Below are 17,407 nucleotides of genomic sequence, written 5' to 3' on the forward strand. Positions count from 1 at the left end.
CGGGCAGTCTGGCGCCGCACGACGAGCGGGAAGCGACGAGGGAGACCTTCCGGATGCGCATGTGGTTGGGATTGGCCGGGGTGTTCGGCGCCTGCGGCGTCGCCGTCGGCGCCTTCGCGGCACACGCCATGGAGCGCCTGGGCGACGAGCGGGCGGTGACCCTGGTCGAGAAGGCGTCGCACTACATGCTGTGGCATGCGCTGGCCCTCGGGCTGGTCGCGGTGCTGGCCGACCGCCTGCCGGGCCGCCGCGGCGTCGCCGTGGCCGGCGGCCTGTTCACCCTCGGCATCGTGCTGTTCTGCGGCTCCCTGCTGACGCTCGCCTTCACCGGCTGGCGCCCCGTGGCCATGGCCGCGCCCTTCGGCGGCACGTCGTTCATCGCCGGCTGGCTGGTGCTCGCCTGGGCCGCGCTCCGCACCCGCGGCTGACCGGACGGCGGGGTTCCCTCCGCCGTTTGACTCGCGCAAAGGGATGAACGATCATGCCAACGTCCCGCATCGCACAAAGACTCAATCGGGACCAAGGAGATCGGGATCTGCCATGGCGAAGACCATCCTCATCGTCGAAGACAATGATTTGAACATGAAGCTGTTCAACGACCTGCTTCAGGCCCACGGGTACGAGACGCTGCAGACCAAGGATGGCCGGGAAGTCTTGGGGATCGCGCGGGAAAAGCAGCCGGACCTCATCCTCATGGACATCCAGCTGCCGGAGATTTCGGGCCTCGAGATCACCCGCATGCTGAAGGACGACGAGGACCTGAAGCGAATCCCGGTCATCGCCGTCACCGCCTTCGCCATGAAGGGCGACGAAGAGAAGATTCGCGAGGGTGGCTGCGAGGGCTACATCGCCAAGCCCATCTCGGTCGCGAGCTTCCTGCAGACGGTCAACCGCTTCCTCGAACCGGCGGCCTGAGCGCCGCCAGCCACCTGCCGCGCCGGAGCCGCCCGCCATGGGGCCCGGCGCGAGGGGAGGGGGCGAGGACAGGACAGCCGGGCGCCGACCGGCAGACAAACGAAAAGGCCGCTGACGATGTCGGCGGCCTTTCGTTTCGGCGTCTGAGGGAGACCCTGGTCGGGTCTCACTTCATCTTCGTCTCGCGGAAGACGACGTGCTTGCGCACCACCGGGTCGTACTTCTTGAACTCGAGCTTCTGGGTGGTGTTACGCGGGTTCTTCTTCGCGATGTAGAAGTAGCCCGTGCCCGCGGTGCTCTCGAGCTTGATCTGGATCGTCGTGGGCTTGGCCATGGCGGCAAATCCTCAGGGTCTGAAGTCGGAACTGGAGCCGCGCACGATACCCGGATCTGCCAGGGTGTCAAGGCCGGAATCGGGCGCGGGGCGTGGGGTTCAGCGGGCAGCGGTGTCGGCCCCGTGGGTGAGGCCGAGGGCCCAGGAATAGAGGCCGCGGTCTTCGATCAGCCGCTCGCCCACCGCCAGGTCGACGGTGCTGTCGGCGTGGTTGACCGGCGGGCAGGCGGTGCGCAGGCGCTTGCGGCCTTCCGTGTCCTCGATGGGCGTGGAGCGCCACTGGGCGTACTGGGTCGGCACGCTGCCGGCGGCGGCGGCGCGGGAGGCGATCAGCTTCTCCACCGTCCGGCCGGCGTCCTCGCCGGCGGCGGGAACGTCGGAGTGGGTGACCGGCACCACCGCGTCGTCGTCCTCGTGCGCCGTGCCGGGTGCCTCGGCGACCTGCGGGGCCGAGTCGGCGGTGGCGGTGCACAGGGCGGGCATGACGCCCAGGCCGTGCAGGGCGTAGCCCGACGGGCTGTGGAAGCGCGACCAGGTGAGCGTCAGCTCGCCGTCGTTGGGCAGGCGCACCACCGTCTGCACGGTGCCCTTGCCGTAGGAGGTGGTGCCGACCACCACGGCGCGCCCGCGGTCCTGCAGGGCGGCGGTGACGATCTCCGCCGAGGAGGCGGAGCGGCCGTCCACCAGCACCACCACCGGCAGGCCGGCGGCGACGTCGTCCTCGCGGGCGGCGTAGGCCTGGCGGCTCTCGGGGTGGCGGCCGCGGGTGGAAACGATGGGGCCGTCGGTCAGGAACAGGTCGCTCACCGCCACCGCCTGATCGAGCAGCCCACCCGGGTTGCCGCGCAGGTCGAGCACGATGCCGCGCAAGGAGGCGCCGAGGCCGGCGCGCGCCTGGCGGACGGCGGTGTCGACGCCCGACGCGGTGCGCTGGTTGAAGCTGGAAATCTTGATGACCGCGACGTCGTGGTCGAGCGTCAGGGTGACGGTGCGCGGCACCACCAGGGCGCGGCGGATGGGCACCTGAACGGGCTGGTCGATGCCGGTGCGCTTGACGCTCAGGGTCACCGAGCTGTCGATGGGGCCGCGCAGCAGGTCCTTGATCTGCTTGGTCTCGAGGTCGACGGTCGGGGTGCCGGCGACGCCGACGATGACGTCGTCGACGAACAGCAGGCCGTCGGAGGGCGCGTCCTCGAACACGTCCTTCACGAGCAGGCCGTCTTCGTTCTTCACGTAGCGGATGCCGATGCCGCCGAAGCCGTTGCGGCTGGCGCGGTGGTCGCGCGCTTCCTCGGCCCCGGCGTAGCGCGAGAACATGTCGAGCTTGGCGAGGGTGGCGTCGAACACCGCTTCGTAGATGTCCTCGCGCCCGGCGGCGGCCAGTTGCGGCGAGGTGCCGCGGGCGCCGGCGATGAGTTCGGTCACCGCCCGGGCCCAGCCGCGGGCGTCGTCGTCGGCAGGCGCGGCCACCGAGGCGAGCAGCCCGGCCGGCGTGCGGATCTCCGCCCGGCCGCCCTCGACCTCCACCGCCACGGCCGGATCGATGCTGCCGAGGCCGCGCAGGCCTTCGACTGCAACCCCACGGGCGGTCACGCCGTCGATATAGCGGTCGGTGATGGCGTCGAAGGCATAGGAGAAGACGCGCTCGGCCTCCCGGACGGCGAACCCGTCGGAGCGGTCCACGGCGTGCGGCGCCGACGGAACCGGACCGGCGGCGACGGCGCTCGACGTGGGGCCTTCGCTCGGGGCACAAGCTGCGGCGGTCAGAGCCGCGACGACCAGGGCCGTACGCTTGATCCGATGGGCGGGACGGGTCATTTTCTGTCGGAAGCTCATCTGGCCGCAGCCGATTCCTTTCCCTCGCACCGCACGTATAGAAACATGCGGCGGGGCTGCCTTACAAGAAGGGAATGCAACGATTTCCCCGGCTCACGGACACACTGTGCCGTGACCCGAGTTAGGAAATCGTGAAGAGGCATGGAACCAGTTGGCGCCTGACGGCATGCAGTCTTCAACTAGGGGCGGTTCTTGCGCCGCACTTTGCTACTCTTTGAAGAAGACTTGCCACCGGCGCCGCGGGGGGCGGGTGCGGCCGGTCCGGCGGTCTTCACCCGCCGGGTTTCCTTGGCCACCTTGGCGCGCCGTTCGCGGCCGAGGGTGCGGCCATCGCCGCCGGGGCGACCACGGGCCTTGCCGTCCTTGTCCAGCAGCTGGAAAATCATGCCGCCGGTCAAGGGGTTGGCTTCCATGAGCATGACCGCCACCGAGTCGCCGAGCCTGAAGGTGCGGCGGCTGCGTCGGCCCACCAGGGCGTGGCCGATCTCGTCGTGGATGTAGTAGTCCTCGGGCAGGGTGGAGATGGGGATGAGCCCGTCGGCGCCGCTCTCGTCCAGTTGCACGAACAGGCCGAAGCGGTTCACGCCCTTGATGCGTCCCGTGAAGGTGGCGCCCACCTTGCTCGCCAGCCAGGAGGCGGCGAAGCGGTCGACGGCGGAGCGTTCGGCGGTGGCGGCGCGGCGCTCGGTGATGGAGATGTGCTCGCCGATGGCGTCCATGCGCTCGGCCTCCGTCTCCGTCAGCCCGTCGGGCCCGAAGCCGAGCGCGGCGATGAGGCCGCGGTGGACGACGAGGTCGGAATAGCGCCGGATGGGCGAGGTGAAGTGGGCGTAGCGCCGCAGCGCCAGGCCGAAGTGGCCCAGGTTTTCGGGGCTGTAGACGGCCTGCGCCTGGCTGCGCAGCACCACCTCGTTCACCAGGATCTCGTGCGGCGTGCCGCGCACCTGAGCGAGGATGCGGTTGAAGTGGTGCGGCTTCACCACGCCCTTCACCAGGCTGATGTTCATGCTCTCCAGGAACTCGCGCAGGGCCTCCAGGCGCTCGGGCGCCGGTTCGTCGTGCACGCGGTACATGCAGGGGACGCCGTGCTTCTCCAGTTCCTCCGCCGCGCAGACGTTGGCGAGGATCATGAATTCCTCGATCAGCTTGTGGCTGTCGTAACGCGGACGGGTGACGACGCCGGTCACCTGCCCCTGGTCGTCCACCAGGATCTGCCGCTCCGGCAGGTCGAGGTCGAGGGTGCCGCGGTGGTGGCGGGCCTCCACCAGCGCCCGGTAGGCGCCGTAGAGCGGCTCGATCACCGGCTTCAACAGCGGCCCGGTGGTGTCGTCGGGCATGCCGTCGGCGGCGTTCTGCACCTGGGTATAGGTCAGCCGCGCCGCCGAGCGGATCATGGCGCGGGTGAAGCTGTGATCGAGCTTGTTGCCCTGGCGGTCGATGCGCATGCGCACCGCCATGACCGGCCGGTCGCCGTCGGGCCGCAGCGAGCACCAGCCATTGGACAATTCCTCCGGCAGCATGGGCACCACGCGGTCGGGGAAGTAGACCGAGTTGCCGCGCTCGAAGGCGGCATTGTCGAGCGCATCGCCCGGCCGCACGTAATGGGCGACGTCGGCGATGGCGACGATGAGCTTGAAGCCGCGCGGGTTGTCCGGGCTGTCGTCGGGCTCGGCGTAGACGGCGTCGTCGAAGTCGCGGGCGTCCTCGCCGTCGATGGTGACCAGCGGGATGGGGCGCAGGTCCTCGCGCTTGCCCATGGGCGCCGCCTTGGCTGCACGCGCCTGTTCCAGGGCGTCGGGCGGGAACTCGACGGGGATGTCGTTCTCGTGGATGGCGATGAGGCTGATGGACTTGGCCTCGCCGGTGCGGCCCAGGCGCTCCACGATGCGTGCGAGGCGCAGGCCGAGGCGGCGGCCGGGCATGACCTCGGCCAGCACGATCTCGCCCGGCTCGGCGCCCAGCGTGCCGTCGCGCGGCACCAGGTATTCGTACTTTTCGCGCTTGTTGGTGGGCAGCAGGCGGCCGCCCTCGGCGCCGCTCTCGAACACGCCGAGCACCTGCAGGGGCGCGGCGGCGAGGCGCTTGATCATCTTGCCTTCGTAGACGCCCTCGCGCAGCGGCCGCACGCGCACCAGCGCCCGGTCGCCGCGGCCCATGGCCTGGCTCTTGCGGTCGAGCAGCAGGACGGTCGGCGGCTCGGCGTCCTCGGCGACGCCGCTGATGGGGCGGGCGATGAGGCCGCCCTCGGTATCGATGGCGACCACTTCCACCACCACCACGTCCGGCAGGGCGCCGGGCTTGTGGTACTGGCGCTTGTGGCCGCGCTCGATGGCGCCGTCCTCGGCCAGGTCCTTCAGGATGCCGCGCAGCCACACGCGATCCTGCGGGCCGATGTTGAAGGCCCGCGCGATCTCGCGCTTGCCCACCTTGCCTGGGCTCTCGCGGATGAACTCCAGCACCTGGTCCTTGGTGGGCAGCGGCGCGGGGTGCTTGGGCTTGGTCAAGGCGGGTCCTTCGACAAAAAAAGTCAGAACCACCAAGACACGAAGACACCAAGAGGCTGTGCAGGCGGTCAGGCGGTGCTCAGGACCCTTGGTGTCTTGGTGTCTTGGTGGTTCATAAAAACGATGGTTCGGATCGGGCTCACCCGCCCGCGGCGGTCTTCTTGGACTTGGACGCGCTCGCGGTCTTGCTCGTTGCGGCCTTCTTGGCCGGGGCCTTCTTGGCGGCGGTGGTCTTCTTTTCCGCCGGCGCCTTGGCGGCCGCGGCCTTCTTCGGGGCGGCCTTCTTGGCCGGCTTCTTGCCCGAGGCGGCGTCCTTGGCCGCCTTGGCGGCGAGCAGGGGCACGGCCTCGTCCAGGGTATAGGCGTCCTTGTCGGCGTCGCGCGGGATGGTCGCCCGCACCGAGCCGTGCTGCACGTAGGGGCCGTAGCGGCCGTCGTGCAGGGTCACCGGCCCGCCGTCGGGGTGTTCGCCGAGCGTCTTGGCCGGGGCGCCCGCCTTGCGGCCGGCCTTGGCTTCCGCCAGCACCACCACGGCGCGGTTGAGGCCGATCTCCAGCACGTCGTCGTCGCGGCCGAGCGACTTGTAGGCGTCGCCGTGCTTCAGGTACGGCCCGAAGCGGCCGATGCCGGCCAGGATGGTCTCGCCGGTTTCCGGGTGCTTGCCCACCTCGCGCGGCAGCGACAGCAGCGCCAGCGCCTTTTCCAGCGTCACGTCGGCCGGCTCCATGCCTTTGGGCAGGCTGGCGCGCTTGGGCTTGGTCTTGCCCTCGGGCTCGCCGAGCTGGACGTAGACGCCGTACGGTCCCTTGCGCAGGGTGACGTCGAGGCCCGTCGCCGGGTCCTGGCCGAGCAGCTTCGGCCCCTCGGCGACGCCCGCCTCTTCGTCCTTTTCCCCGCCGCCGGTGGCGCTGTCGGAGAGCTGGCGCGTGAAGCGGCACTCGGGGTAGTTGGAGCAGCCGATGAAGGCGCCGAACTTGCCGAGCTTCAGCGACAGCCGGCCGGCTTCGCAGGCCGGGCACTTGCGCGGATCGTGGCCGTCCTCGCGTTCCGGGAACAGGTGCGGGCCGAGGTCGCGGTCGAGCGCGTCCAGCACTTCCGACACGCGCAGGCCCGACGTGCCGTCCACCGCCTGGTGGAAGTCCTGCCAGAACTGGCGCAGCACGTCCTTCCAGTTGGCGCGGCCGCCCGAGATGTCGTCGAGCTGGTTCTCCAGGTCGGCGGTGAAGTTGTACTGGACGTAGCGGTTGAAGAAGCTTTCCAGGAAGGCGGTGACGATGCGGCCGCGGTCTTCCGGCACGAAGCGGCGCTGGTCCAGCTTCACGTAGTCGCGGTCCTGCAGCACCGACAGGATGCTGGCGTAGGTGGACGGGCGGCCGATGCCCAGCTCTTCCATGCGCTTGACCAGCGACGCTTCGGTGTAGCGCGGCGGCGGCTGGGTGAAGTGCTGTTCCGCCTTCACCGGGCCGCGCTTGACCGGGTCGCCTTCCCACAGGGGCGGCAGCAGGCGGCTGTTCTCGTCCTCGTCGCTGTCGTCGCGGTCTTCGCGGTAGAGCTTGAGGAAGCCGTCGAACTTCACGACCGAGCCGTTGGCGCGCAGCGTCGTCTTGCCGGCGGCGTCGGTCATGTCGACCGCCACCTGATCGAGCACGGCGCTTTCCATCTGGCTCGCCACCGTGCGCTTCCAGATCAGCTCGTAGAGGCGGAACTGGTCGCGGTCGAGGGTGCGCGACACCGTGCTCGGGTGGCGCATGATCTCGGTCGGGCGGATGGCCTCGTGCGCTTCCTGGGCGTTCTTCGCCTTGGTCTTGTAGAGGCGCGGGCTGTTGGGCAGATAGGCGTCGCCGAACTCGCGGCCGATGTAGCCGCGGGCCGACTGGATCGCCTCCGGCGCCATCTGCACGCCGTCGGTTCGCATGTAGGTGATGAGGCCGACCGTCTCGCCGCCGATGTCGACGCCTTCGTACAGGCGCTGGGCGATCTGCATGGTCTGCTTGGCGGAGAAGTGCAGCTTGCGGCTGGCTTCCTGCTGCAGGGTCGAGGTGGTGAACGGCGGCGCCGGGTGGCGGCGGGCCTCCTTGCGCTCGACCTTGGCGACCGTGAACTGGGCGGCCTCGATGGCGGCCTTGGCGGCCATGGCCGAGGCTTCGTTGCCGAGGTCGAACTTGTCGAGCTTCTTGCCGTCCAGGTGCGTCAGGCGGCCGCTGAAGGGCGCGTCGTCCTTGGTCTTCAGGGCGACGTCGACGGTCCAGTATTCCTGCGCCTTGAAGCGCTCGATCTCGGACTCGCGCTCGCAGATCAGGCGCAGGGCGACCGACTGCACGCGGCCCGCCGAGCGCGAACCCGGCAGCTTGCGCCACAGCACCGGCGACAGGGTGAAGCCGACCAGGTAATCCAGCGCGCGGCGCGCCAGATAGGCCTCGATCAGCTCCTGGTCCAGGTCGCGCGGGTTGGCGATGGCGTCGAGCACCGCGCCCTTGGTGATGGCGTTGAAGGTGACGCGCTTGACCGTCTTGTCCTTCAGGGCCTTGCGATTGCGCAGCACCTCCAGCACGTGCCAGGAAATGGCCTCTCCCTCGCGATCCGGGTCGGTTGCGAGGTAGACGGTGTCGGCGGACTTCACCGCGGCGGCGATGTCCTTGATGTGGCGTTCGGCCTTGCCCTCGACGGTCCAGTCCATGGCGAAGTCCTCGTCGGGCCGCACCGATCCGTCCTTGGCCGGCAGATCGCGGATGTGGCCGTAGGACGCGAGGACGGTGAAGTCCTTGCCGAGGTACTTGTTGATGGTCTTGGCCTTCGCCGGGCTTTCGACGATGACGACGTGCATTAGGTCGGACGCTTCCCTAGACGAGGATCAAAGGCGGCTGGACGGTGCGCATCAGCCGAAAAACAGCAGGGAAACGCGGTTCCCCCTGTGTCGTTCCAGGCGGCCGGCCAATTCCAGTTCGAGCAGAATCGTCGCGACCACAGGGGCTGACAATTGGCACTCCCGGATCACTTCGTCAACCGTAACCGGGCTCGCCCCCAGGCAGGACAGTACCGCCGAGCGGGCGGCGTCGGCAACCTCAGGTGGAGGCGGGGCCGGGGCTCGCGGCGCCGGGCGGGCGCCGTCGTCGTCCAGTTCGCGGCGCTTCAGCAGGGGATCGAGCACCTCCATCACGTCGCGCACGTCCCGCGTCAGGGTGGCGCCGTCGCGCAGCAGAAGGTTCGGTCCGGCGCAGCGCGGGTCCATGGGCGAGCCCGGCACGGCGAAGACCTCGCGCCCCTGTTCGAGCGCCAGCCGGGCGGTGATGAGCGATCCCGAGCGTTCGCTCGCCTCCACCACCACCACACCCACCGCGATACCACTGATGATGCGGTTGCGGCGGGGGAAGTGGCGGGCCTGCGGCTCGGTGCCGAGAGGATGTTCCGACACGATGACGCCGCCGTCGGCGATGGCGGCATGCAGGCGGTCATTCTCCGGCGGGTAGACCACGTCCGGCCCGCCGGCCATGACGGCGCAGGTGCCGCCGGCGAGCGAGCCTTCGTGCGCCGCCGTGTCGATGCCGCGGGCGAGGCCGGAGACCACCAGCAGGCCGAACTGCCCGGCCAGATCGGCGGCGAGGCGGCGGGCGAACTGGCGGCCGTTGCCGCTGGCGTTGCGGGCGCCGACGATGGCGACGGCCGGGCGGCGGAACAGGTGCGGGCTGCCGATCATCATCAGCAGCGGCGGCGCGTCCTCCACCTGCCGCAGGCGCCGGGGGTAGGCGGGCTCGGCGCACCCCACCACCTGCACGCCGAAGCGGTCGAGCGCTTCCAGCTCCCGCTCCGCCTCGCCCTTGGGGCAGATGCGCACCGGCTTGGCCCGGCCGCCGCGGCGCGCCAGGTCGGGCAGGGCGGCCAGGGCGTCGCGGGCGGTGCCGTAGCGTTCGAGCAGGCGGCGGAAGGTGACGGGGCCGACGTTCTCGCTGCGGATGAGGCGCAGCCAGTCGGTTTTCTCGGCGGGGCTCAGGGTGCGGCTTTCGACGGTCATGGAACGAAGGCTGGACGCGAATCCGCCTGCCGTCAATCGCTCCGCGCGAGCACCCCCGGACTCGTTACTTCTTCTTGGCTCCGATCCGGCTCTCGGTGCCGTTGAGCAGGCGGCGCAGGTTCTCGCGATGGCGAATCCACGCAAGCACCGCGAGCAGGGCGAAGGCGGCGGCATGCACCGGCGTCGCCAGGAACCACGCCGCCACCGGCGCGCCCGTCAGCGCCACCAGGGCCGACAGCGAGGAGAACCGCGTCACCACCGCCGTCAGCAGCCACAGGCCGCAGGCCGCCAAGCCCACCGGCCAGGCGGTGGCGAGCAGGGTGCCGAGCGTGGTCGCCACGCCCTTGCCGCCCTTGAACTTGAGCCAGACCGGGAAGTTGTGGCCGAACACGGCGGCGACACCGGCGGCCAGCCCCGCCTCGATGCCCAGGCCGTCGACGTCGGCGGCGGCCAGGACGAAGCGGGCGATCAGGGCGGCGATGGCGCCCTTGCCGGAGTCGAGCAGCAGGGTCGCCAGCGCCGCCGGCTTGTTGCCGGTGCGCAGGACGTTGGTGGCGCCGATGTTGCCCGATCCGATGGCGCGGATGTCGCCGAGCCCGAGCAGGCGGGTGATGACCAGTCCGAAGGGGATGGAGCCGAGCAGGTAGCCGCCGAGGGCGGCGAGGGCGAGCAGGGCGGTGGGCGACAACTCAGCCATGGTGCTCGAACACCGTGCGGCCGTCGATCACCGTGCGCAGCACGCGGCCCTGCACGGGGCGGCCGTCGAAGGGCGTGTTCTTGGACTTGGAGCGCAGGTTGGCGGCCACCACCTTCCAGGCACGATCCGGCTCGAACAGGAAGAAGTCCGCCGGGGCATCCACCTCCAGCCGCCCGGCCTTCAGGCCCAGGCGCTCGGCCGGGCGCACGGTGAGGGCGCGCAGCACCTCCAGCAGGGTCAGGTGGCGGTTGTGGTAGAGTTCGAGCGAAATGGGCAGCAGCGTCTCCAGGCCGATGGCGCCGAAGCTCGCCTGGTTGAAGGGCAGGCGCTTGGTGTCCTGGTCCTGCGGCAGGTGGTCGGAGGCGATGCAGTCGATGACGCCGTCCTTCAGCGCCCGCACCACCGCCTGCCGGTCGTCCTCGTGGCGCAGCGGCGGGTTGAGCTTGGCGAAGGTGCGGTAGTCAGACACCGCCAGCTCGTTCAGGGCGAAGTAGAAGGGCGCGGTGTCGCAGGTGACGTCCAGGCCCTTGTCCTTGGCGCGGCGGATCACCTCGATGGACTCGGCGCAGGTGACGTGGGTGGCGTGGTAGCGCCCGCCGGTCATGGCGACGAGGCGCATGTCGCGCTCCAGCATGATGACCTCGGCCTCGCGCGGGATGCCCGACAGGCCGAGGCGGGTCGCCAGGTCGCCGCTGTTCATGACGCCGCCGGTCAGCGCCCGTTCCTCGGGGTGGTTGACCACCAGCAGGCCGAAGGTGGCGGCGTAGGACAGGGCGCGGCGCAGGATCTGCGGGTCGGCGATGGGGTGGACGCCGTCGGTGAAGGCGACCGCGCCGGCGGCCGACAGCAGGCCCATCTCGGCGATGGTGCGGCCTTCGCAGGCATGGGTGGCGGCGCCGTAGGGATAGACCTTGGCGAGGCCGATCTTGCGGGCGCGGCGGGCGACGAATTCCACCGTCGCCTCGTCGTCGATCACCGGGTTGGTGTTGGGCAGGCAGACCATGGAGGTGATGCCGCCGGCCACCGCCGCCTCGCCGGCGGAGCGCAGCGATTCCTTGTGGTCCTCGCCGGGCTCGCCCAGGCTGACGCGCATGTCGACCAGACCGGGGGCGAGGCAGGCGCCGCCGCAGTCCACCAGCTTGGCGTCGCTCGGCACGGCGCCGCGGCGCACGTCTGGACCGACGGCGGCGATGCGCTCGCCTTCCACCAGCAGGCCGCCCGGCGCATCCAGGCCGGTGGCGGGGTCGAGGACGCGGGCGTTGACGTAGGCGACGCGGCCGAAAGCCTTCTGCAGCATGGTCAGGCGGCTCCCTCGGCGAAGTTGGGGGCGTTGCGGATGAGGGTGTCGAGCACGGCCATGCGCACGGCCACGCCCATCTCCACCTGCTCGCGGATCACGGACCGCTCGAAGTCGTCGGCGACGTCGGAGTCGATCTCGACGCCGCGGTTCATGGGGCCGGGGTGCATGATGAGGGCATCGGGCTTGGCGAGCGCCAGCTTCTCGCGGTCCAGGCCGAAGAAGTGGAAGAACTCGCGGATGGACGGGATGTAGCTACCGGTCATGCGCTCGTTCTGGACGCGCAGCATCATGACGATGTCGACGTCCTTCAGGCCCTGGCGCATGTCGGTGAAGGCCTCGACGCCCAGTTCCTCGATGCCGGTCGGCAGCAGGGTCTTCGGCGCGATGACGCGCACGCGGGCGCCCATGGCGTTCAGCAGGTGGATGTTGGAACGGGCGACGCGGGAATGCAGCACGTCGCCGCAGATGGCGACCAGCAGGTTGTCCAGGTGGCCCTTGCGGCGGCGGATGGTCAGGGCGTCGAGCAGCGCCTGGGTCGGGTGCTCGTGCGAGCCGTCGCCGGCGTTGATGACGGCGCAGTTGACCTTCTCCGACAACAGCTGCACCGCGCCCGAGTCCCCGTGGCGCACCACCAGCGCGTCCAGGTGCATGGCGTTCAGCGTCACCGCCGTGTCGATGAGGGTCTCGCCCTTGCTGACGCTGGAGGTGGAGACGCCCATGTTGATGACGTCGGCGCCCAGCCGCTGCGCCGCCAGCTCGAAGCTGGTGCGGGTGCGGGTGGAGTTCTCGAAGAACAGGTTGACGATGGTGCGCCCGCGCAGCTCCTCGGTCTTCTTGGAGCCCGAGCGGGACTGCTCGACGTAATGGTCGGCGAGGTCGAGCAGCGCCTTGATCTCCCAAGGATGCTTGCCCTCGATGCCGAGCAGGTGGCGGTGCGGGTATCCGTAGTCGTCGGTCATGGCGCGGATCATACGTCTCGGGTGGGACGGCGGCAAGCCGCGGGCGCGGGCGGGCGGGGCGGTCAGGGACGGTAGGCGTCGATGCGGTAGAAGTCGGCCGGCGGCTTGTCCATGAAGAAATGGGCGATCATCTCCAGCGCCCGCCGCTGGCCCGGGAAGGCGACCGTTTCCATGGCGCGCGGCAGCGGCAGCCAGGCGTAGTCGTCGTGGGCGTCGTCGAGCATCACCGGCTCCTGGCTGTTGGTGCGGGCGACGAACACCGGCACCACCTCCATCACCTCGTCCTTCGGGTTGTAGAATACGTCGGTGTTGCCGGTGGTGTAGAGGGTGATGGGCCGCAGGCCCGTTTCCTCGGTCACCTCGCGGGCGGCGGCCTGCCAGGCGGTCTCGCCGGCCTCCACGCGCCCCGACACCAGCGTCCACGAGCCGGCGAAGGTGCCGCGCGACCGGCGGATCAGCAGCACCTGCCGCCCGTTGATGACGGCGGCGGCGACCGCGGTGCAGCGCATGGGCACGGGGGTGGTGCTGGGGTCGGACGGCATGCCTTGGGAACTCCGGCGGCGGAAGGGGCGCGGGTTGACCGTCATTTATAGGATGGCGGGCGGTTCAGGCAAGCCGGGCGGGATCTGCGCATCTGCTGCGCCGGCGGGCGGTTGCGCTACCTCGGCGGGAAGGCCCGTGCTATTGGTGTGGACAAGACCGCGCCCAGCGCAGAGGAACCGATGACCTTCATCGACCCGGCACGCCTGCCGGAAACCGGGCACCCGTTGATCGACGAGGGGCATGCCCAACTGGCGGACCTCGCCAACGACCTCTACCTTGCCTGGCAGGGCGGCCGAAGCGGCGGGCTCGGCCGTCAGGCGCGCGCCTTCGTGGCTGCCCTGGCGCAGCACTTCGCCGAGGAAGAGGGCATCATGGACGACGTGGCGCTCGGCACCGCGGCCGACCACCGGCGCCGCCACGCCGAACTGATGGCCGAGTTCGAGGCGCTGGCCGCGGCACTCGACGGTGCCGCCGGTCTGGTCGCCGACGTGATGGTCGATCTGTTCCGCGCCGCCGAGCGGCTGGTGTGGGAACACGAGATGGTCGACGACCAGGACTTCTGGGTCCACTTCGCCGGCCAGCGCCAGGGCGAGACGGGCGGCCTCGTCGCCTGGGGCGCCCATGTCGCCGTCGGCGATGGCGACATCGACCGCCAGCATCAGATCCTGCTCGCCCTGGTCAACGATCTGCACGCCGGCATCACCGGCGGGCTGCGGCGCGAGTCGCTCATGGGCCGGCTGACCGGCCTGCGGCGCTTCACCGCCCGTCACTTCGCGTGGGAGGAACGCTGCATGGCCCTGGTGCCCGGCGCCCACGACGACGCCCACGTCGCCATGCACGCCGCCCTTCTCGCCGACCTCGACCGCGTGCTCGCCGACTTGCGGGCGGGGCGCGACGACACGGTGGCGGACCTGCTCGGCTCGTACGTCCAGCACTGGCTGGTGGAGCACATCGACACCATGGACCGGCCGCTGGCGCAGGCGCTGGCGGCGTCCCGCATCACGGGCTGAACAGGGCCAGGGCGGCGCCGATGACCAGCGGCATGGTGGCGGCGGCGGCCAGGGTCTGGACGGTGATGACGTTGGCCATCATGGGCGCATCGCCGCCCATCTGCCGCGCCAGCACGTAGGACGAGGCGGAGCAGGGCAGGGCGGCATAGAGCACCGCAACCCCCGCCGCCGCACCGTCGAGTCCCGCCGCCAGGGCCAGCAGCCCGGCCGCCAGCGGCACGCCGAACAGCTTGGCGGCGCTGGTGATCCCCACCGCCCGACCGCTGCCGGCAATGGCCTCGGGCGCGAGGCCGGCGCCCACCGCCAGGAGGCCCACGGGCAGGGCGGCGCTGCCGAGGATGTCGAGGAAGGGGCCGACCACGATCTCGGGCATGCCGATGCCGACGCCGTTCAGCGCCATGCCGAGGGCGCAGGCGAGGATGAGCGGATTGGTGACGATGCCGCGCACCGTCTGCAGCAGGCGCTGCCAGCGGCTGGTGGTGGTCGCCGTGCCGACGCAGCGCACCAGGGTCGCCACCGCCAGCACGTTGACCAGCGGCACGACGCTGGCGATGCACACCGCCGTCAGCGCAACCCCCGCCTCGCCGTAGAGCGACGCGGCGGCGGCGAGGCCGATGTACGTATTGGGGCGGATGCCGCCCTGGATCATGCTGGTGAATGTCGCCGCCGACACCCCGAACAGCGGTCGCGCCAGGGTCATGGCGGCGAACACGGCGACGATGGCGCCGGCGTTCACCAGCATGAGCGGGCCCCAGTCCAGTTCCTCCAGCGGCGCCCGCGCGGTGGAGGCGACCAGCAGGGCGGGGAAGGTGATGTAGTAGGTGGTCTTCTCCGCCGGCGCCCAGAAGGCATCGGGCACGAACCCCCGCCGCTTCATGGCGAAGCCGACGACGATGAGCAGGAAGATGGGGACCAGGGCGAGGACGGTGTCGAGCATGATGCCCGACCGTTAGCGCGGATGGGGTGTGGCGGCAAGGGCCGGTGCTGGCGGTGTGCTCACGTCCATGGGTTGAGAAGCGGCACCCCCGTCGGGGCAAAGTCGGCCGTGTTCCGCGTGACGAGGGTAAGGCCATGGACCATAGCCGTCGCAGCGATGAGGGCATCGCGTTCCGGCCGAGCGTCGGGAACATGCAGGCGTGCGCACTGTAGCGCCACCGCTCCGTCGATGGGCAACACGCGATCCTCGAACGACGGCACGACTTTGCGATCGAGCCAGTGGCGCAGCAACGCTCCTGCCGGTCCGTCTCGGCGCTCCACCCGCAAGACCCCAACGTGAATCTCGAGGAGGGAGATGGCCGAGAGGAACGACACCTCCGGGTCCTGCGATTCCGCCCAGCGCAGCACGCCCGGATTCGCGCGGTCCGGACGCCGCAGGTCCGAGACGACATTGGTGTCGAGCAGGAACATCAATACTCTTCCGGGCGGGACATCGGTCCAGTCAGGCGTGGCGGTTGGAAGTCGAAGTCCGCGTCGGGCTCGTCTTGGCGCAGTAAATCGACGATGGAGCGCCGCCTTTCACCTTTCAGGCGGCGGAATTCCGCGTGGGTCATCAGCACGTAGGCCGGTTCGCCTCGATCGGTGATGACCACTGGCCCCTGTTTGGCTGCGCGCTTGGCGCCGGCGAGGTCCTGGTTGAAGTCGCGACTGGAAAAGGTGGCGGGCATCGGCTCTCTCCCTTAATGGCGCTACGTTACTACATGGCGCGCCGCCGGGGAAGCCGCCAGCCATCCCTCTTGCCTTTCGCCCGCAATGGGCGCTCCATGGGAGCCGATTTGCAACCGTCGCCGGGATGCCCCCGCCATGTCGCCCGAAACCTGGATCGCCTTCGCCGTCGCCTCCATCGTCATGCTCCTCATTCCCGGGCCGACGGTGCTGCTGGTGGTGTCCTATGCGCTCGGGCATGGGCGGCGGGCGGCGCTGGCGTCGGTGGTGGGGGTGGCGATGGGGGACTTCGTCGCCATGACCGCGTCGCTGCTCGGCCTCGGCGTGCTGCTGGCGACCTCGGCGACGCTGTTCACCGTCATCAAGTGGATCGGCGCCGCCTACCTCGTCTACCTCGGCATCAAGCTGTGGCGGGCGCCCGTGTCGGCCGGCGAGGTGAAGGCGGACGTGCGCCCCGTCAGCGCCCGGCGCATGACGGCGCACATGTTCCTGGTGACGGTGCTCAACCCCAAGAGCATCGTCTTCTTCGTCGCCTTCCTGCCGCAGTTCCTGGATGCCTCGCGGCCGCTGCTGCCGCAGTTCGCGGTGATGGAGGCGACCTTCCTGGTGCTCGCCGCCGCCAACGCCTTCGGCTACGCGATGCTGGCCTCGGGCGCCCGCGGGCTGATCCGCAAACCGGCGGTGCAGCGGGCGGTGAACCGCACCGGCGGCTCCCTGCTCATCGGCGCCGGGGTGATGACGGCGGCCATGCGCAAGGCGGCGTGAGGCCACCGCCGGCCGCTCAGCCCCGCCCGATCACGTCCAGCACGCCCTGCAGGATGAAGGCGGCGGCGTGCGAGTCGATCTTCTCGGCGCGTTTCTTGCGGCTCATGTCGAAGTCCTCGATCATCACCCGCTCGACGGCGGCGGTGGACAGGCGCTCGTCCCAGAAGCACAGCGGCATGTCGCGGATCGCCAGGATGTTGGCGGCGAACTGACGGGTCGATTGCGCCCGCTTGCCTTCCTCGCCGCTCATTTCCACCGGCAGGCCGAGGACGAGGCCGCCGACCTCGCGCGCGTCGATCACCTTGAACAACTCCTCGGCGTCCTTGGTGAACTTGGTGCGCTTGATGGTGCTGAGCGGCGTCGCGCCCATGAGCAGGGCGTCCGAGAGCGCCAGGCCGATGGTCTTGGTGCCGAGATCGATGCCGAGCAGGCGCCGCCCGCGCGGCAGGTCGGCCTTCAGGTCCACAGGGTTGCGGATCGCCATGGTGGGTGCTACCTTCCGCGCGTTTCCTCGAAACCGGCGGATTCCGGCGCTTTGCGGGCGCCGGCCGCCGCTTTTCCGTTCAAGCCGGAGACACTTACCGCATGTCGCTGGACAACACCACCGTCAGGAACATCGCGTTCCTCGCCCGTATCGACGTCCCCGAAGCCGAGCTGCCCCAGCTCGCCGACCAACTGTCGGCCATCCTGGGCTTCGTCGAGCAACTGGGCGAGGTGGACACCACGGGCGTCGACCCCATGACCAGCGTGACCGACATGGCCCTGCGCTGGCGCGATGACGTCGTCACCGACGGCGGCATCCAGCAGAAGGTCCTCGCCAACGCGCCCGACGCGATCGAGGGCTTCTTCACCGTTCCCAAGGTGGTGGAATGA

General features: G+C 70.1%; 18 protein-coding genes. 5 read left to right on the forward strand and 13 right to left on the reverse strand.

Translation table 11 applies throughout. The features are described from left to right. The first annotated feature begins 53 nt into the window (after window positions 1-53). Both CRP50_RS01610 and CRP50_RS01615 read left to right on the forward strand, forming a co-directional pair. Window positions 54-428: a DUF423 domain-containing protein gene (locus CRP50_RS01610; RefSeq protein WP_097277220.1), complete on the forward strand. Its 375-nt coding sequence runs from the start codon at window positions 54-56 to the stop codon at window positions 426-428. 112 nt (window positions 429-540) lie between these two features. Continuing rightward, a complete protein-coding gene (locus CRP50_RS01615; protein WP_097277221.1) occupies window positions 541-915 on the forward strand; it encodes a response regulator in 375 nt (124 codons plus the stop codon). A gap of 166 nt (window positions 916-1,081) precedes the next feature. Here CRP50_RS01615 and rpmG read toward each other — a convergent pair whose 3' ends face one another. From rpmG to CRP50_RS01660, 9 genes are all read right to left on the reverse strand, one after another. After that, complete coding sequence (gene rpmG, locus CRP50_RS01620) at window positions 1,082-1,249, reverse strand: 50S ribosomal protein L33 (protein WP_097277222.1); 168 nt, start codon at window positions 1,247-1,249, stop codon at window positions 1,082-1,084. A gap of 99 nt (window positions 1,250-1,348) precedes the next feature. Further along, complete coding sequence (locus CRP50_RS01625; RefSeq protein ID WP_101613936.1) at window positions 1,349-3,067, reverse strand: S41 family peptidase; 1,719 nt, start codon at window positions 3,065-3,067, stop codon at window positions 1,349-1,351. Window positions 3,068-3,264: 197 nt separating this feature from the next. Continuing rightward, entirely contained in the window at window positions 3,265-5,589 is a 2,325-nt protein-coding gene (rnr, locus tag CRP50_RS01630) for a ribonuclease R (RefSeq protein ID WP_097277224.1), read from the reverse strand. A 139-nt stretch (window positions 5,590-5,728) separates the two neighbouring features. Continuing rightward, complete coding sequence (gene topA, locus CRP50_RS01635) at window positions 5,729-8,413, reverse strand: type I DNA topoisomerase (RefSeq protein WP_097277225.1); 2,685 nt, start codon at window positions 8,411-8,413, stop codon at window positions 5,729-5,731. 51 nt (window positions 8,414-8,464) lie between these two features. After that, on the reverse strand, window positions 8,465-9,598 hold the full coding sequence (gene dprA / locus CRP50_RS01640; RefSeq protein ID WP_097277226.1) for a DNA-processing protein DprA: 1,134 nt from the start codon (window positions 9,596-9,598) through the stop codon (window positions 8,465-8,467). A gap of 64 nt (window positions 9,599-9,662) precedes the next feature. Beyond that, the gene (gene plsY / locus CRP50_RS01645) at window positions 9,663-10,295 is read right to left on the reverse strand and encodes a glycerol-3-phosphate 1-O-acyltransferase PlsY (protein WP_097277227.1); all 633 of its coding nucleotides are present in this window, start codon (window positions 10,293-10,295) and stop codon (window positions 9,663-9,665) included. After that, window positions 10,288-11,592, reverse strand: a complete 1,305-nt coding sequence (gene pyrC, locus CRP50_RS01650) for a dihydroorotase (protein ID WP_097277228.1) — start codon at window positions 11,590-11,592, stop codon at window positions 10,288-10,290. Before pyrC ends, plsY begins: the two co-directional genes overlap by 8 nt. A gap of 2 nt (window positions 11,593-11,594) precedes the next feature. Beyond that, entirely contained in the window at window positions 11,595-12,554 is a 960-nt protein-coding gene (locus CRP50_RS01655) for an aspartate carbamoyltransferase catalytic subunit (protein ID WP_097277761.1), read from the reverse strand. Between the two features lie 62 nt (window positions 12,555-12,616). After that, entirely contained in the window at window positions 12,617-13,096 is a 480-nt protein-coding gene (locus CRP50_RS01660; protein WP_176524977.1) for an NUDIX hydrolase, read from the reverse strand. Window positions 13,097-13,276: 180 nt separating this feature from the next. On the opposite strand from CRP50_RS01660, the gene CRP50_RS01665 reads away from it, so the two are divergent. Beyond that, a complete protein-coding gene (locus CRP50_RS01665) occupies window positions 13,277-14,107 on the forward strand; it encodes a hemerythrin domain-containing protein (protein ID WP_097277230.1) in 831 nt (276 codons plus the stop codon). Here the strand turns inward: CRP50_RS01665 and CRP50_RS01670 are convergent. Genes CRP50_RS01670 through CRP50_RS01680 form a run of 3 tightly spaced genes read right to left on the reverse strand, consistent with a single transcriptional unit; the run spans window position 14,097 to window position 15,771 of the window. After that, on the reverse strand, window positions 14,097-15,044 hold the full coding sequence (locus tag CRP50_RS01670) for an AEC family transporter (RefSeq protein ID WP_097277231.1): 948 nt from the start codon (window positions 15,042-15,044) through the stop codon (window positions 14,097-14,099). The genes CRP50_RS01665 and CRP50_RS01670 overlap by 11 nt on opposite strands. Window positions 15,045-15,103: 59 nt before the next feature. After that, window positions 15,104-15,514 carry a type II toxin-antitoxin system VapC family toxin gene (locus CRP50_RS01675; RefSeq protein ID WP_097277232.1) on the reverse strand — a complete coding sequence of 137 codons (411 nt, stop codon included), beginning with the start codon at window positions 15,512-15,514 and terminating at the stop codon, window positions 15,104-15,106. Beyond that, the gene (locus CRP50_RS01680) at window positions 15,514-15,771 is read right to left on the reverse strand and encodes a type II toxin-antitoxin system prevent-host-death family antitoxin (protein WP_097277233.1); all 258 of its coding nucleotides are present in this window, start codon (window positions 15,769-15,771) and stop codon (window positions 15,514-15,516) included. Before CRP50_RS01680 ends, CRP50_RS01675 begins: the two co-directional genes overlap by 1 nt. 136 nt (window positions 15,772-15,907) lie before the next feature. On the opposite strand from CRP50_RS01680, the gene CRP50_RS01685 reads away from it, so the two are divergent. Then, window positions 15,908-16,534, forward strand: coding sequence for a LysE family translocator (locus CRP50_RS01685; RefSeq protein ID WP_097277234.1), 627 nt, complete (start codon window positions 15,908-15,910; stop codon window positions 16,532-16,534). Window positions 16,535-16,550: 16 nt separating this feature from the next. Here the strand turns inward: CRP50_RS01685 and ruvX are convergent, their stop codons facing one another. Next, on the reverse strand, window positions 16,551-17,018 hold the full coding sequence (ruvX, locus tag CRP50_RS01690) for a Holliday junction resolvase RuvX (protein ID WP_097277235.1): 468 nt from the start codon (window positions 17,016-17,018) through the stop codon (window positions 16,551-16,553). Window positions 17,019-17,119: 101 nt separating this feature from the next. On the opposite strand from ruvX, the gene gatC reads away from it, so the two are divergent. Beyond that, entirely contained in the window at window positions 17,120-17,407 is a 288-nt protein-coding gene (gatC, locus tag CRP50_RS01695) for an Asp-tRNA(Asn)/Glu-tRNA(Gln) amidotransferase subunit GatC (RefSeq protein ID WP_097277236.1), read from the forward strand.

Origin of the sequence: Caenispirillum bisanense, assembly GCF_900230255.1 — a bacterium.
In the GTDB taxonomy this organism is placed as follows: Bacteria; Pseudomonadota; Alphaproteobacteria; order Rhodospirillales; family Rhodospirillaceae; genus Caenispirillum; species Caenispirillum bisanense_A.

What these genes read in the sequence shown, in the direction of transcription:
- CRP50_RS01610 (WP_097277220.1), top strand. Translation starts at nt 54, where the DNA reads ATGCGCATGTGGTTGGGATTGGCCGGGGTGTTCGGCGCCTGCGGCGTC.
- CRP50_RS01615 (WP_097277221.1), top strand. Translation starts at nt 541, where the DNA reads ATGGCGAAGACCATCCTCATCGTCGAAGACAATGATTTGAACATGAAG.
- rpmG (WP_097277222.1), bottom strand. Translation starts at nt 1,249, where the DNA reads ATGGCCAAGCCCACGACGATCCAGATCAAGCTCGAGAGCACCGCGGGC.
- CRP50_RS01625 (WP_101613936.1), bottom strand. Translation starts at nt 3,067, where the DNA reads ATGACCCGTCCCGCCCATCGGATCAAGCGTACGGCCCTGGTCGTCGCG.
- topA (WP_097277225.1), bottom strand. Translation starts at nt 8,413, where the DNA reads ATGCACGTCGTCATCGTCGAAAGCCCGGCGAAGGCCAAGACCATCAAC.
- dprA (WP_097277226.1), bottom strand. Translation starts at nt 9,598, where the DNA reads ATGACCGTCGAAAGCCGCACCCTGAGCCCCGCCGAGAAAACCGACTGG.
- plsY (WP_097277227.1), bottom strand. Translation starts at nt 10,295, where the DNA reads ATGGCTGAGTTGTCGCCCACCGCCCTGCTCGCCCTCGCCGCCCTCGGC.
- pyrC (WP_097277228.1), bottom strand. Translation starts at nt 11,592, where the DNA reads ATGCTGCAGAAGGCTTTCGGCCGCGTCGCCTACGTCAACGCCCGCGTC.
- CRP50_RS01655 (WP_097277761.1), bottom strand. Translation starts at nt 12,554, where the DNA reads ATGACCGACGACTACGGATACCCGCACCGCCACCTGCTCGGCATCGAG.
- CRP50_RS01660 (WP_176524977.1), bottom strand. Translation starts at nt 13,096, where the DNA reads ATGCCGTCCGACCCCAGCACCACCCCCGTGCCCATGCGCTGCACCGCG.
- CRP50_RS01665 (WP_097277230.1), top strand. Translation starts at nt 13,277, where the DNA reads ATGACCTTCATCGACCCGGCACGCCTGCCGGAAACCGGGCACCCGTTG.
- CRP50_RS01670 (WP_097277231.1), bottom strand. Translation starts at nt 15,044, where the DNA reads ATGCTCGACACCGTCCTCGCCCTGGTCCCCATCTTCCTGCTCATCGTC.
- CRP50_RS01675 (WP_097277232.1), bottom strand. Translation starts at nt 15,514, where the DNA reads ATGTTCCTGCTCGACACCAATGTCGTCTCGGACCTGCGGCGTCCGGAC.
- CRP50_RS01680 (WP_097277233.1), bottom strand. Translation starts at nt 15,771, where the DNA reads ATGCCCGCCACCTTTTCCAGTCGCGACTTCAACCAGGACCTCGCCGGC.
- CRP50_RS01685 (WP_097277234.1), top strand. Translation starts at nt 15,908, where the DNA reads ATGTCGCCCGAAACCTGGATCGCCTTCGCCGTCGCCTCCATCGTCATG.
- ruvX (WP_097277235.1), bottom strand. Translation starts at nt 17,018, where the DNA reads ATGGCGATCCGCAACCCTGTGGACCTGAAGGCCGACCTGCCGCGCGGG.
- gatC (WP_097277236.1), top strand. Translation starts at nt 17,120, where the DNA reads ATGTCGCTGGACAACACCACCGTCAGGAACATCGCGTTCCTCGCCCGT.